Source organism: Heyndrickxia sp. MSNUG (genome assembly GCF_049532715.1).
GTDB lineage: Bacteria > Bacillota > Bacilli > Bacillales > Cytobacillaceae > Mesobacillus.
In genome coordinates, this window is sequence record NZ_CP150978.1 from 144,318 (window position 1) to 157,290 (window position 12,973).

Below are 12,973 nucleotides of genomic sequence, written 5' to 3' on the forward strand. Positions count from 1 at the left end.
GGGAAACGAAATGGCGATTAAAAAGTACAAACCTACCTCCAACGGTCGTCGTAATATGACAGCATCTGATTTTGCTGAGATTACAACTGACAAGCCGGAGAAATCCTTGCTTGCTCCGTTGCACAGAAAAGGCGGTCGTAACAACCAAGGTAAGTTAACTGTTCGTCATCAAGGTGGCGGCCACAAGCGTCAATACAGGATCATCGACTTTAAACGTACAAAAGATGGCATTCCTGGACGCGTTGCCACAATTGAGTATGATCCAAACCGTTCTGCAAACATTGCATTAATTAACTACGTAGATGGTGAAAAGAGATATATCCTAGCTCCTAAAAACCTAGAAGTAGGTATGGAAGTTATGTCTGGCCCAACAGCTGACATTAAAGTAGGTAACGCTCTTCCACTAACTAACATCCCAGTTGGTACTGTAGTACACAACATCGAATTGAAGCCTGGTAAAGGCGGACAATTAGTTCGTTCTGCAGGAACTTCAGCACAGGTTCTTGGTAAAGAAGGCAAATATGTATTAGTTCGTTTAAACTCTGGCGAAGTACGTATGATCCTTTCTGAGTGCCGTGCAACTGTTGGTCAAGTTGGTAACGAACAACACGAATTGATCAACATCGGTAAAGCAGGTCGTTCACGCTGGTTAGGCAAGCGCCCAACAGTTCGTGGATCTGTAATGAACCCTAACGATCACCCACACGGTGGTGGTGAAGGACGTTCACCAATCGGACGTAAATCACCAATGTCACCATGGGGCAAGCCGACTCTTGGTTACAAGACTCGCAAGAAGAAAAACAAATCCGACAAGTTTATCGTACGTCGTCGTAAAAAATAACGGGATTGAGCTACGGTTCGCGGGAACCGTAGGGCAATCACGAAGGGAGGTTCAATCATGGGTCGCAGCTTAAAAAAAGGACCTTTTGTTGATGAGCACTTAATCACAAAGATCGAAAAGTTAAATGAAACTGAAGGCAAGAAAGTTGTAAAAACTTGGTCTCGCCGTTCTACGATCTTCCCACAATTCATCGGACACACTATTGCTGTCTACGATGGTCGCAAACATGTACCTGTTTATGTCACTGAAGACATGGTAGGCCACAAGCTTGGAGAATTCGCTCCAACTCGTACTTACAAAGGTCATGGTAATGACGATAAGAAAACAAGACGTTAATGAGAGGAGGGCATCCAAATGCAAGCTAAAGCTGTTGCAAGAACAGTTCGTATTGCTCCTCGTAAAGCTCGCTTAGTTTTAGATTTAATTCGAGGAAAGCAAGTTGGTGAAGCGGTAGCTATTTTAAACCTTACCCCAAAAGCAGCTTCTCCAATCGTAGATAAAGTGTTGAAATCTGCATTAGCGAACGCAGAACACAACTATGAAATGGATGTTAATAACCTTGTCGTGTCCGAAGCGTATGCAAATGAAGGACCAACGTTAAAACGTTTCCGTCCACGTGCTATGGGCCGTGCAAGTGCAATTAACAAACGTACTAGCCATATTACTATCGTTTTATCAGAAAAGAAGGAGGGATAATCAGTGGGTCAAAAAGTAAATCCAGTCGGTTTGCGTGTCGGGATCATCCGTGATTGGGAATCTAAGTGGTACGCAGGCAAAGACTACGCTGATCTTTTACACGAAGACCTTAAGGTTCGTGAGTACATCACAAAGCGTTTACGCGATGCTTCTCTTTCTAAAGTAGAGATCGAACGTGCTGCAAACCGTTTAAATGTAACTGTCCACACTGCTAAGCCAGGAATGGTTATCGGTAAGGGCGGTACTGAGGTTGAAGCTCTTCGTAAAGCGTTAAACCAACTTACTGGCAAACGTGTTCATATAAACATTCTTGAAATCAAAAAAGCTGATATCGATGCAAAATTGGTTGCTGAAAACATCGCGCGCCAATTAGAAAACCGTGTATCTTTCCGTCGTGCTCAAAAGCAAGTTATCCAACGTGCTATGCGTGCAGGCGCTAAAGGTATCAAGACAATGGTATCCGGCCGTCTTGGCGGAGCAGATATCGCTCGTTCTGAACATTACAGCGAAGGAACAGTTCCACTTCATACTCTTCGTGCTGATATCGATTACGCTACTGCTGAAGCAGATACAACTTACGGAAAACTTGGCGTAAAAGTATGGATTTACCGTGGAGAGGTCCTTCCTACAAAGAAGAAATCTGAGGAAGGAGGCAAATAATATGTTATTGCCTAAACGCGTTAAATATCGTCGTGAGCACCGCGGAAAAATGCGCGGAAAAGCGAAAGGCGGCGCAGAAGTAACATTTGGTGAATTTGGCCTTCAAGCTTTAGAAGCTTCTTGGATCACAAACCGTCAAATCGAATCTGCTCGTATCGCGATGACTCGTTACATGAAACGTGGAGGAAAAGTTTGGATCAAAATTTTCCCTCACAAGCCATATACTGCAAAGCCTCTTGAAGTCCGAATGGGTTCAGGTAAAGGTTCACCTGAAGGCTGGGTAGCAGTTGTTAAACCAGGCAAAATAATGTTCGAAATCGCTGGCGTTTCTGAAGAAGTCGCACGCGAAGCATTACGCCTTGCTGCACACAAACTTCCTATCAAGTGCAAGTTTGTTAAACGAGAAGAAATTGGTGGTGAATCTAATGAAAGCTAATGACATTCGTGACCTTACCACTGCTGAAATTGAACAAAAAGTTAAATCTTTAAAAGAAGAGCTTTTCAACCTGCGCTTTCAATTAGCGACTGGACAACTTGAAAATACAGCTCGCATTCGTGAAGTACGCAAAGCGATTGCTCGCATGAAAACTGTAATTCGTGAACGAGAGATCGGCGTTAACAGATAATTGAGAGGAGGTTCTCACAATGAGTGAACGCAACCAACGCAAAGTTTATACTGGACGCGTAGTATCTGATAAGATGGACAAAACTGTCACTGTTCTTGTAGAGACTTACAAAAAGCATCCTTTATACGGCAAGCGTGTTAAATACTCTAAGAAATTCAAAGCTCATGATGAGCAAAATGAGGCAAAAATCGGCGACGTAGTACGTATCATGGAAACTCGTCCGCTATCTGCCACAAAACGTTTCCGCCTTGTAGAAGTGGTGGAAAAAGCTGTTATTATCTAATTGTTCGGATTAAGGTTTATTCCGAAGGGAGGTTACTCGCATGATCCAACAGGAAACACGTTTAAAAGTTGCTGATAATTCAGGTGCTCGTGAAGTATTAACTATTAAAGTTCTAGGCGGTTCTGGCCGTAAGACTGCTAATATTGGTGATATTATCGTCTGCACAGTGAAACAAGCAACACCAGGTGGCGTTGTTAAAAAAGGTGACGTTGTTAAAGCAGTAATTGTTCGTACAAAGACTGGTATGCGCCGTACAGACGGTTCATACATCAAATTTGACGAGAATGCTTGTGTAATCATCCGTGATGATAAAGGTCCTCGTGGAACTCGTATCTTTGGACCGGTTGCACGTGAGCTTCGTGACAACAACTTCATGAAAATCGTTTCATTAGCACCAGAAGTACTATAATCTATTTCAAATGCCTTTAAGGAGGTGCACACAGATGCATGTAAAAAAAGGTGACAAAGTAATGGTCATCTCTGGTAAGGACAAAGGCAAAACAGGGATCATCCTTGAAGCTTTTCCTAAGCAAAGCCGAGTTCTTGTTGAAGGAATCAACATCGTGAAAAAGCACGCTAAGCCTTCACAAGTGAATCCACAAGGTGGAATCTTAAACCAGGAAGCACCAATCCATGTATCAAACGTAATGCCTATCGATGCGAAGTCTGGAAAGCCAACCCGAGTTGGTTACACAGTTGAAAACGGCAAGAAGGTACGCGTTGCTAAAAAATCCGGTGAAGTTCTAGATAAATAGTCTATTGAAGAAGGGAGGTACAATCGATGAACCGCCTAAAAGAAAAGTTCAACAATGAAATTACTCCTGCTCTTATGAGCAAATTCAACTACCAATCAATTATGGAAGTACCAAAGCTTGAAAAGATCGTAATCAACATGGGTGTTGGTGAAGCTGTTGCCAACGCGAAAGCTCTTGATGTTGCAGTTGAAGAATTAGCAACGATCACAGGCCAAAAGCCAGTCGTGACTCGCGCTAAGAAATCAATCGCTGGTTTCCGCCTTCGTGAAGGTATGCCAATCGGCGCGAAAGTAACTCTTCGCGGAGAGCGCATGTACGAATTCATCGACAAGTTAATTTCAGTTTCTTTACCACGTGTACGTGACTTCCGCGGTATTTCTAAGAAGTCTTTCGACGGACGCGGTAACTACACACTTGGTGTTAAAGAACAATTGATCTTCCCTGAGATTGATTACGATAAAGTAAATAAAGTTCGTGGCATGGACATTGTTATTGTAACGACTGCTAACACTGATGAAGAAGCTCGTGAACTATTAACACAATTCGGAATGCCATTTCAAAAGTAATCTCTAATAAGAGGGAGGCGAAAACGTGGCTAAGAAATCAATGATTGCGAAACAAAAACGCACGCCTAAATATAAAGTACAAGAGTACACTCGCTGTGAGCGCTGCGGCCGTCCGCACTCTGTATACCGCAAATTTAAGCTTTGCCGTATTTGTTTCCGTGAATTAGCATACAAAGGACAAATTCCTGGTGTGAAAAAAGCTAGCTGGTAAAACTGAAAGCTCTGGAAGGAGGTAAATTAAATGGTCATGACAGATCCGATTGCAGATTTGCTTACTCGTATTCGTAATGCGAATATGGTACGTCACGAAAAATTAGAAGTACCTGCTTCTAACATGAAAAAAGAAATCGCTGAGATCCTTAAGCGTGAAGGTTTCGTACGTGATGTTGAATATATCGAAGATAACAAACAAGGTATCATCCGTATCTTCTTGAAGTACGGTGCAAACAACGAGCGTGTTATTACTGGTCTTAAGAGAATCAGTAAGCCAGGTCTTCGCGTTTATGCAAAATCAAACGAAGTACCTAAGGTACTTAACGGTTTAGGTATTGCTCTTGTTTCAACTTCAAACGGCGTTTTAACTGACAAAGAAGCTCGCGCAAAGCAAGTAGGCGGAGAAGTTTTAGCATACGTTTGGTAATAGATTTTCTGAATGAATGGAGGTGCAACAAATGTCACGCGTAGGTAAAAAACCAATTGAAATTCCAGCTGGTGTAACTGTTACTCTTGATAACAACAACGTAACTGTTAAAGGACCAAAAGGTGAATTGTCTCGTACTTTTCACGCTGATATCGAAATTAAGGTTGAAGATAACGTAATCAACATCTCTCGTCCATCTGACGCAAAAGAACATCGTGCATTGCACGGAACGACTCGCGCGGTCCTTGCGAACATGGTTGAAGGTGTATCTAAAGGATTTGAAAGAACTCTTGAGCTAGTAGGTGTCGGTTACCGTGCTTCTAAGCAAGGCAACAAGCTTGTACTTAGCGTAGGTTATTCTCATCCAGTAGAAATCGAGCCAGAAACTGGCATCGAGATCGAAGTTCCTGCAAACACAAAGGTAATTGTAAAAGGAACTGATAAAGAGCGTGTTGGCGCATTAGCTGCTAACATCCGTGACGTACGTCCGCCAGAGCCTTACAAAGGTAAAGGTATTCGTTATGAAGGCGAATTTGTACGCCGTAAAGAAGGTAAAACAGGTAAGTAAGGCCGCATAGGTTAACGAAAGGAGTGACGTAAATGATTACGAAGGCTGATAAAAACGCTACTCGCCGTAAAAGACATGGTCGTGTACGTGCGAAACTTAGCGGAACTGAAGCTCGTCCTCGTCTAAATGTGTTCCGTTCAAACAAGCACATTTACGCTCAATTAATTGACGATGTAAAGGGAGTAACTTTAGCAAGTGCTTCTACTTTAGATAAAGAAGTTAATGTTGAAGGCAAAAACCTTGAAGCAGCAAAGATGATCGGTGCTCTTATCGCTCAACGCGCTGTTGAAAAAGGTTACAAATCAGTAGTATTTGACCGTGGCGGATACCTCTATCATGGCCGCATCCAGGCACTAGCTGATGCTGCTCGTGAAAACGGCTTAGAATTTTAATAGAAAAAGGAGGGACACAAAAGATGCGTCGTATTGATCCAAACAAACTTGAACTTGAAGAACGCGTAGTTACGGTTAACCGTGTTGCGAAAGTTGTTAAAGGTGGACGCCGTTTCCGTTTTACTGCTCTTGTAGTAGTAGGAGATAAAAACGGTCATGTCGGCATGGGTACTGGTAAAGCTCAAGAAGTACCTGAAGCGATTCGCAAAGCTATCGAAGATGCGAAGAAGAACCTAATCCAAATACCTATGGTTGGTACTACAATTCCACACCAGGTTATCGGACACTTTGGTGCTGGTGAAATCCTTCTAAAACCTGCTTCTGAAGGTACAGGAGTTATCGCTGGTGGACCAGTTCGTGCGGTTCTAGAATTAGCGGGGGTTGCTGACATCCTTTCTAAATCACTTGGAACTAACACACCAATCAACATGGTACGTGCAACTCTTGACGGCTTAAAGCAACTTAAGCGTGCAGAAGACGTAGCAAAGTTACGCGGTAAATCTGTGGAAGAACTGTTAGGATAAGGAGGGAAATCAAATGGCTAACAAATTGGAAATTACCCTCACTCGCAGCTTGATCGGCCGTCCGCAAGATCAGCGCGAAACAGTTAAGGCTCTTGGTCTACGTAAAATGAACCAAACAGTTGAGCAAGCTGATAATGCTGCAATCCGCGGCATGATCAACAAAGTTTCTCATCTTGTTACAGTAAACGAAAAATAATTTTATTCTTCTTTAAAATAAGGAGGTGCCAACATGAAACTTCATGAATTAAAGCCTGCAGAAGGTTCTCGTAAAGAACGTAAACGTCTAGGACGTGGTATCGGTTCTGGCCAAGGTAAAACTGCTGGTAAGGGTCATAAAGGTCAAAACGCACGTTCTGGCGGCGGTGTTCGCCTTGGTTTTGAAGGTGGTCAAACTCCTTTATTCCGACGCTTGCCAAAACGCGGTTTCACAAACATCAACCGCAAAGAATATGCAGTCGTTAACCTTGATGCTCTAAACGTATTCGAAGATGGAACTGAAGTGACTCCAGAACTTTTAATCGAAACAGGTCTTGTTAAGAAAGAATTAGCAGGTGTGAAAATACTTGCTAAAGGAAGCTTAGACAAGAAGCTAACTGTTAAAGCTCATAAGTTCTCCTCTACAGCCAAAGAAGCTATCGAAGCTGCTGGCGGTCAAACTGAGGTGATTTAATGTTCCAGACAATCTCCAATTTTATGCGCGTGGGTGAAATTAGAAATAAAATCTTCTTCACCCTTTTAATGTTGATTGTATTTCGTCTCGGCTCATTTATTCCTGTTCCGAACGTAAATGCAGATATTTTAAGAGCACAAGATGACATGAGTGTTTTCGGAGTGCTTAATACATTTGGCGGCGGTGCGCTGAAGAATTTCTCCATTTTCGCAATGGGAATCATGCCTTACATCACTGCTTCCATCATCATTCAACTATTACAGATGGATGTTGTGCCTAAGTTTACTGAATGGTCAAAACAAGGAGAAGTCGGACGACGTAAATTAGCTCAGTTTACCCGCTATTTTACGATCGTTCTTGGTTTTATCCAGGCACTCGGTATGTCTTATGGCTTTAATAATATGGCTGGCGGATTATTAATCCAAAGCTCAGGTATCGGAACTTACTTGCTGATTGCTACGGTCTTGACTGCCGGAACTGCATTCTTAATGTGGTTAGGTGAACAGATTACGGCAAAGGGAGTAGGCAATGGTATCTCAATCATTATCTTTGCAGGTATTGCTGCTGGAATTCCGACTATGGCAAACCAGATATATGCTCAGCAATTTGAAGATGCAGGTGAGGCACTATTCCTACGAATCGTTACTGTCCTGTTAATTCTTATCGCTGTTATCGCTATTATCGTTGGTGTTATTTTCATTCAGCAGGCAACACGTAAAATACCTATTCAGTACGCTAAACGTATGAGTGCAGGAAATAATTCGGTTGGCGGCCAGAACACTCACCTTCCTTTGAAAGTGAATGCAGCTGGTGTTATCCCGGTTATCTTCGCAATCTCGTTTGTCGTTACACCTCCGACAATCGCTCAATTCTTCGGCACCAATGATGTGACACTCTGGATCCAGAAGACGTTTGATTATACTCAGCCGATCGGTATGGTCGTGTATGTAGCATTAATCGTGGCGTTCACGTATTTCTATGCGTTCATCCAGGTGAATCCTGAACAGGTTGCTGAAAACTTGAAGAAGCAAGGTGGATATGTTCCAGGCATCCGTCCTGGCAAAAACACACAGGATTATTTGACTAAGGTTTTGTATCGCTTGACATTGGTCGGCGCAATCTTCCTTGCGGTTATCTCTGTGCTGCCAGTATTTTTTATTAAATTTGCTGGTCTGCCTCAATCGGTACAGATTGGCGGAACAAGTTTGCTGATTGTTGTCGGCGTTGCGCTTGAAACAATGAAGCAGCTTGAAGCTCAGCTTGTAAAACGCCACTATAAAGGCTTTATTAAATAGGATTTAGGGGACTTTGTTCCCTGAATCTTTAAATAGAGACTGAGGGGGGAAATCTTGTGAATTTGGTTCTGATGGGGCTTCCGGGTGCCGGTAAGGGCACGCAAGCCGATAAAATTGTTGTGAAATACAACATCCCTCATATCTCAACAGGAGATATGTTCCGTGCAGCCATCAAAGGAGAAACGGAACTTGGATTAAAAGCAAAGTCGTTTATGGACAAGGGAGAGTTAGTTCCTGATGAAGTAACAATCGGGATCGTCCGTGAGCGCTTAAGCAAGGATGACTGTGGCAAGGGATTCCTTTTAGATGGATTTCCGCGCACTGTTGCCCAGGCTGAAGCTCTGGACACTATGCTTACTGATCTTGGCAAGAAAATTGATTTTGTCATCAACATTGATGTAAATCAGAGTATCTTGATGGAGCGTTTAACAGGACGAAGGATTTGCAAAAACTGTGGAGCTACTTACCACCTCGTGTTCAATCCACCTTCTCAGGAAGGCGTATGCGATCGTTGTGGCGGAGAACTTTATCAGCGTGCTGATGATAATGCCGAAACAGTTCAAAATCGTCTGGATGTCAACATCCAGCAAACAAAGCCTCTGTTAAATTTCTATGAAGATAAAGGTTACTTACGCAATATCAACGGTCAGCAGGATATTGATAAAGTGTTTGCTGATATCGAAGATTTGCTTGGGGGCTTAAATTAATGATCATTTGTAAAACCCCTCGTGAAATAGAAATTATGCGAGAAGCAGGTCGCATTGTAGCGTTAACTCACCAGGAGTTGAAGAAGCATGTTGCTCCTGGCATTACAACTAAAGAATTGGATGCCATTGCCGAAGATTTTATCCTCAAACAAGGTGCTATTCCTTCTTTTAAAGGTTATAATGGTTTTCGCGGCAGCATCTGTGCATCTGTCAATAACGAACTAGTTCACGGGATTCCTGGCGAACGGGTTCTTAAAGAAGGCGACATCATCAGTATCGATATCGGTGCGAAGTACAACGGATACCACGGGGACTCTGCTTGGACTTATCCGGTAGGCAAGATTGATGAGGAAGCTCAGCGTCTATTAGACGTGACGGAAGAGTCTTTGTTCAGGGGCTTGAAAGAAGCCAAGCCAGGAGAACGTCTTTCGAACATCTCCCATGCTATTCAAACGTATGTGGAATCTGAAGGTTTTTCTATTGTTCGCGAGTATGTCGGCCATGGAATTGGGCAAGAATTGCATGAGGACCCGCAAATTCCTCATTATGGCCCTCCTAACAAGGGTCCAAGGCTGAAGCCTGGAATGGTTCTATGTATAGAACCAATGGTGAATGCAGGAAGCCGCTATGTTAAAACGTTAGCCGATGATTGGACTGTCGTAACGGTTGACGGTAAAGTGTGTGCTCACTTTGAGCATACAATCGCGATCACTGAAACTGGTTTTGAAATTTTAACGAAAGCCTGATTGAAAGTGTTCGGACGCCTGATTCTGTTTTTAGTCTTAAAATAGGCCAAAATGTAATTTCTATGCGGACGGGATGCCAGCTTTATGTTATAATCATAAGGTTGAATATTTTTCTCAGCGATTTTCTCAATTGTTTTGCTTTATAGACCGTGTCAAATGGAAAGCTAAGCTTCGCCAATGCGGGGCATAAGATTTAAATACGTATTTGATTTAAGAAGGGAGACCAGTTTATGGCGAAAGATGATGTAATTGAAATTGAAGGCACAGTAACTGAAACTTTGCCTAATGCAATGTTTAAGGTAGAATTAGAGAATGGTCATACAGTGTTGGCTCATGTTTCCGGCAAAATCAGAATGCACTTCATTCGGATCCTGCCTGGAGATAAAGTAACAGTAGAGCTTTCTCCATATGATTTGACTCGCGGAAGAATTACTTACCGCTTTAAATAAACCGTGACTCCGTACTATCAAGGAGGTTAGAGTAATGAAAGTGAGACCATCTGTTAAGCCAATCTGTGAAAAGTGTAAAGTTATCCGCAGAAAAGGCAAAGTAATGGTGATCTGTGAAAACCCTAAACATAAACAAAAACAAGGTTAATAATAAAGGAGGTGCGCATCTAGATGGCACGTATTGCTGGTGTAGATATTCCACGTGAAAAGCGTGTAGTTATTTCTTTAACATACATTTTCGGAATTGGCAGACCAACTGCTGAGAAAGTTCTTGCTGAAGCTGGTGTTTCTGAAGACACTCGTGTTCGCGATCTTACTGAAGAAGAACTTAACAAGATCCGTGATATTATCGACAAGTTAAAGGTTGAAGGTGACCTTCGCCGTGAAGTTTCACTAAACATCAAGCGTCTAATGGAGATCGGTTCATACCGTGGGTTGCGTCATCGTCGTGGATTGCCTGTACGCGGACAAAACACGAAGAACAACGCACGTACTCGTAAAGGTCCTCGTAAGACTGTAGCTAACAAGAAAAAATAATCCGTAAAGGAGGGTAACATTTAAATGGCTCGTAAAACTAATACACGCAAACGCCGCGTCAAAAAGAATATTGAAAGTGGAGTTGCGCATATTCGTTCAACTTTCAACAATACAATCGTAACAATTACAGACGTACATGGTAATGCATTATCATGGTCTAGTGCAGGTGCGCTTGGTTTCAAGGGTTCACGTAAATCCACTCCATTCGCAGCACAAATGGCAGCAGAAACTGCAGCTAAAACTTCTATGGAACATGGTTTGAAAACTTTAGAGGTAACTGTTAAAGGACCAGGTGCTGGCCGTGAAGCAGCTATCCGTGCTTTACAAGCAGCAGGTCTTGAAGTTACAGCGATCAAAGATGTAACTCCAGTTCCACATAACGGCTGCCGCCCGCCAAAACGTCGCCGTGTTTAATTTTTCTGTATAGAATTTGTAGTCCTGTCTATAATGGGATATGATACAAATATTTTCTAGTATACAGAAATCATTAATCCAGTTGTTGTGCACAGACGGGAACGTATACATGGGGGACTTTCGGTGTGGTGAATAACCAGCCGGGGTTTCGACGTTTTGAAGGAGGGTATATTTGATGATCGAAATAGAAAAACCAAAAATCGAAACGGTTGAGATCAGCGATGATGCCAAGTACGGCAAGTTTGTCGTAGAACCGCTTGAGCGTGGATATGGTACAACTTTGGGTAACTCCTTACGTCGTATCCTATTATCCTCACTCCCAGGTGCAGCTGTTACATCGATTCAAATCGATGGAGTACTTCATGAGTTCTCAACAATTGAAGGCGTCGTAGAAGATGTTACATCAATCATTTTAAACGTTAAGAAATTAGCATTGAAAATCTACTCTGACGAAGAGAAGACACTCGAAATCGATTTACAGGGAGAAGGTCCTGTTACTGCAGCTGGTATCACGCATGACAGTGATGTTGAAATCCTTAATCCGGATCTTCACATCGCGACTCTTTCTAGCAAAGGATCATTGCGTATGCGTTTGACTGCCCGCAGAGGCCGTGGTTATACTCCTGCTGATCAAAACAAGCGGGAAGACCAGCCGATCGGAGTTATTCCAATCGACTCAATCTACACACCGGTTTCACGTGTATCTTATCAGGTAGAAAACACTCGCGTAGGGCAAATGACGAATTATGACAAGCTGGTCTTTGACGTATGGACAGATGGCAGCACAGGTCCTAAGGAAGCTATTGCACTCGGTGCTAAAATCCTGACTGAGCATTTGAATATTTTTGTCGGTCTGACTGATGAAGCTCAAAATGCTGAAATCATGGTTGAGAAAGAAGAAGATCAAAAAGAAAAAGTTCTGGAGATGACTATCGAAGAACTAGACCTTTCTGTTCGTTCATATAACTGCTTGAAGCGTGCTGGAATCAACACTGTCCAAGAGCTTGCTCATAAGACAGAAGAAGATATGATGAAGGTTCGTAACCTAGGCAGAAAATCATTAGAAGAAGTAAAAGCAAAACTAGAAGAGCTAGGCTTAGGCTTACGTAAAGATGACTAGTTAATTGCAGATTAACTAGGCATTTTGCTGTCAGACTGAAAATGCCAGCTTATGACTTCAACAAAGGAGGGAAACACTCATGGGATACAGAAAGTTAGGACGCACAAGTGCCCAGCGTAAAGCAATGCTACGTGACTTAACAACAGACTTGATTATCAATGAGCGTATTGAAACGACTGAAACACGTGCGAAAGAGCTTCGTTCAGTTGTTGAAAAAATGATTACTCTTGGAAAGCGCGGAGACCTTCATGCTCGCCGTCAAGCATCTGCTTGGGTTCGTCACGAAGTTGCAAACGCTGAAACAAACCAAGATGCAGTTCAAAAATTATTCGCTGACATCGCGCCACGCTATGCTGAGCGCCAAGGTGGATACACTCGTATTATGAAACTTGGACCTCGCCGCGGTGACGGTGCGCCAATGGTAATTATCGAGTTAGTTTAATATCTTTAAACACTCGGGCAAGGGCGATGGACAGTTTATACA

The 12,973-nt window shown here is 42.7% G+C and carries 26 protein-coding genes; all 26 read left to right on the plus strand.

Annotated features, from left to right (window positions below):
* The first annotated feature begins 10 nt into the window (after window positions 1-10).
* Window positions 11-841, plus strand: coding sequence for a 50S ribosomal protein L2 (gene rplB / locus AABM38_RS00735; RefSeq protein WP_207503079.1), 831 nt, complete (start codon window positions 11-13; stop codon window positions 839-841).
* A 57-nt stretch (window positions 842-898) separates the two neighbouring features.
* Complete coding sequence (gene rpsS / locus AABM38_RS00740; protein WP_044393904.1) at window positions 899-1,177, plus strand: 30S ribosomal protein S19; 279 nt, start codon at window positions 899-901, stop codon at window positions 1,175-1,177.
* 18 nt (window positions 1,178-1,195) lie between these two features.
* Window positions 1,196-1,537 (plus strand): 50S ribosomal protein L22, encoded by a 342-nt coding sequence (rplV, locus tag AABM38_RS00745; RefSeq protein ID WP_023626425.1) that lies wholly within the window; start codon window positions 1,196-1,198, stop codon window positions 1,535-1,537.
* Window positions 1,538-1,540: 3 nt separating this feature from the next.
* Complete coding sequence (gene rpsC / locus AABM38_RS00750) at window positions 1,541-2,197, plus strand: 30S ribosomal protein S3 (protein WP_207503078.1); 657 nt, start codon at window positions 1,541-1,543, stop codon at window positions 2,195-2,197.
* Between the two features lies 1 nt (window position 2,198).
* Window positions 2,199-2,633, plus strand: a complete 435-nt coding sequence (gene rplP, locus AABM38_RS00755) for a 50S ribosomal protein L16 (RefSeq protein WP_207503077.1) — start codon at window positions 2,199-2,201, stop codon at window positions 2,631-2,633.
* Window positions 2,623-2,823 carry a 50S ribosomal protein L29 gene (rpmC, locus tag AABM38_RS00760; RefSeq protein WP_023626422.1) on the plus strand — a complete coding sequence of 67 codons (201 nt, stop codon included), beginning with the start codon at window positions 2,623-2,625 and terminating at the stop codon, window positions 2,821-2,823. The genes rplP and rpmC overlap by 11 nt, the downstream gene beginning before the upstream one ends.
* Before the next feature lie 19 nt (window positions 2,824-2,842).
* On the plus strand, window positions 2,843-3,106 hold the full coding sequence (gene rpsQ, locus AABM38_RS00765; protein ID WP_023626421.1) for a 30S ribosomal protein S17: 264 nt from the start codon (window positions 2,843-2,845) through the stop codon (window positions 3,104-3,106).
* 40 nt (window positions 3,107-3,146) lie between these two features.
* On the plus strand, window positions 3,147-3,515 hold the full coding sequence (gene rplN, locus AABM38_RS00770; RefSeq protein ID WP_207503076.1) for a 50S ribosomal protein L14: 369 nt from the start codon (window positions 3,147-3,149) through the stop codon (window positions 3,513-3,515).
* Between the two features lie 34 nt (window positions 3,516-3,549).
* Entirely contained in the window at window positions 3,550-3,861 is a 312-nt protein-coding gene (rplX, locus tag AABM38_RS00775; RefSeq protein ID WP_335433249.1) for a 50S ribosomal protein L24, read from the plus strand.
* A 26-nt stretch (window positions 3,862-3,887) separates the two neighbouring features.
* Window positions 3,888-4,427 (plus strand): 50S ribosomal protein L5, encoded by a 540-nt coding sequence (gene rplE / locus AABM38_RS00780; protein ID WP_335376681.1) that lies wholly within the window; start codon window positions 3,888-3,890, stop codon window positions 4,425-4,427.
* A 25-nt stretch (window positions 4,428-4,452) separates the two neighbouring features.
* Entirely contained in the window at window positions 4,453-4,638 is a 186-nt protein-coding gene (gene rpsN / locus AABM38_RS00785; protein ID WP_009499044.1) for a 30S ribosomal protein S14, read from the plus strand.
* A gap of 30 nt (window positions 4,639-4,668) precedes the next feature.
* Window positions 4,669-5,067: a 30S ribosomal protein S8 gene (rpsH, locus tag AABM38_RS00790; RefSeq protein WP_079504257.1), complete on the plus strand. Its 399-nt coding sequence runs from the start codon at window positions 4,669-4,671 to the stop codon at window positions 5,065-5,067.
* Window positions 5,068-5,098: 31 nt separating this feature from the next.
* Window positions 5,099-5,635 carry a 50S ribosomal protein L6 gene (gene rplF / locus AABM38_RS00795; RefSeq protein ID WP_335433245.1) on the plus strand — a complete coding sequence of 179 codons (537 nt, stop codon included), beginning with the start codon at window positions 5,099-5,101 and terminating at the stop codon, window positions 5,633-5,635.
* 32 nt (window positions 5,636-5,667) lie between these two features.
* Window positions 5,668-6,027 carry a 50S ribosomal protein L18 gene (rplR, locus tag AABM38_RS00800; protein ID WP_423408722.1) on the plus strand — a complete coding sequence of 120 codons (360 nt, stop codon included), beginning with the start codon at window positions 5,668-5,670 and terminating at the stop codon, window positions 6,025-6,027.
* Between the two features lie 23 nt (window positions 6,028-6,050).
* On the plus strand, window positions 6,051-6,551 hold the full coding sequence (gene rpsE, locus AABM38_RS00805; protein WP_423408723.1) for a 30S ribosomal protein S5: 501 nt from the start codon (window positions 6,051-6,053) through the stop codon (window positions 6,549-6,551).
* A gap of 13 nt (window positions 6,552-6,564) precedes the next feature.
* Entirely contained in the window at window positions 6,565-6,747 is a 183-nt protein-coding gene (gene rpmD, locus AABM38_RS00810; RefSeq protein ID WP_335376677.1) for a 50S ribosomal protein L30, read from the plus strand.
* A 33-nt stretch (window positions 6,748-6,780) separates the two neighbouring features.
* Complete coding sequence (gene rplO / locus AABM38_RS00815; RefSeq protein ID WP_423408724.1) at window positions 6,781-7,221, plus strand: 50S ribosomal protein L15; 441 nt, start codon at window positions 6,781-6,783, stop codon at window positions 7,219-7,221.
* Complete coding sequence (gene secY, locus AABM38_RS00820) at window positions 7,221-8,516, plus strand: preprotein translocase subunit SecY (RefSeq protein ID WP_423408725.1); 1,296 nt, start codon at window positions 7,221-7,223, stop codon at window positions 8,514-8,516. The genes rplO and secY overlap by 1 nt, the downstream gene beginning before the upstream one ends.
* Window positions 8,517-8,572: 56 nt before the next feature.
* On the plus strand, window positions 8,573-9,223 hold the full coding sequence (locus AABM38_RS00825; protein ID WP_423408726.1) for an adenylate kinase: 651 nt from the start codon (window positions 8,573-8,575) through the stop codon (window positions 9,221-9,223).
* Entirely contained in the window at window positions 9,223-9,969 is a 747-nt protein-coding gene (gene map, locus AABM38_RS00830; RefSeq protein WP_423408727.1) for a type I methionyl aminopeptidase, read from the plus strand. Before AABM38_RS00825 ends, map begins: the two co-directional genes overlap by 1 nt.
* Window positions 9,970-10,199: 230 nt before the next feature.
* A complete protein-coding gene (gene infA / locus AABM38_RS00835) occupies window positions 10,200-10,418 on the plus strand; it encodes a translation initiation factor IF-1 (protein ID WP_075980338.1) in 219 nt (72 codons plus the stop codon).
* A 34-nt stretch (window positions 10,419-10,452) separates the two neighbouring features.
* A complete protein-coding gene (gene rpmJ, locus AABM38_RS00840) occupies window positions 10,453-10,566 on the plus strand; it encodes a 50S ribosomal protein L36 (protein WP_003156543.1) in 114 nt (37 codons plus the stop codon).
* Window positions 10,567-10,589: 23 nt separating this feature from the next.
* On the plus strand, window positions 10,590-10,955 hold the full coding sequence (gene rpsM, locus AABM38_RS00845; RefSeq protein WP_207503065.1) for a 30S ribosomal protein S13: 366 nt from the start codon (window positions 10,590-10,592) through the stop codon (window positions 10,953-10,955).
* A gap of 24 nt (window positions 10,956-10,979) precedes the next feature.
* Window positions 10,980-11,369, plus strand: coding sequence for a 30S ribosomal protein S11 (rpsK, locus tag AABM38_RS00850; RefSeq protein ID WP_023626407.1), 390 nt, complete (start codon window positions 10,980-10,982; stop codon window positions 11,367-11,369).
* A 175-nt stretch (window positions 11,370-11,544) separates the two neighbouring features.
* Complete coding sequence (locus AABM38_RS00855) at window positions 11,545-12,489, plus strand: DNA-directed RNA polymerase subunit alpha (RefSeq protein WP_207503064.1); 945 nt, start codon at window positions 11,545-11,547, stop codon at window positions 12,487-12,489.
* Between the two features lie 79 nt (window positions 12,490-12,568).
* Window positions 12,569-12,931 (plus strand): 50S ribosomal protein L17, encoded by a 363-nt coding sequence (rplQ, locus tag AABM38_RS00860; RefSeq protein ID WP_144481247.1) that lies wholly within the window; start codon window positions 12,569-12,571, stop codon window positions 12,929-12,931.
* The last annotated feature ends 42 nt before the right edge of the window (window positions 12,932-12,973 follow it).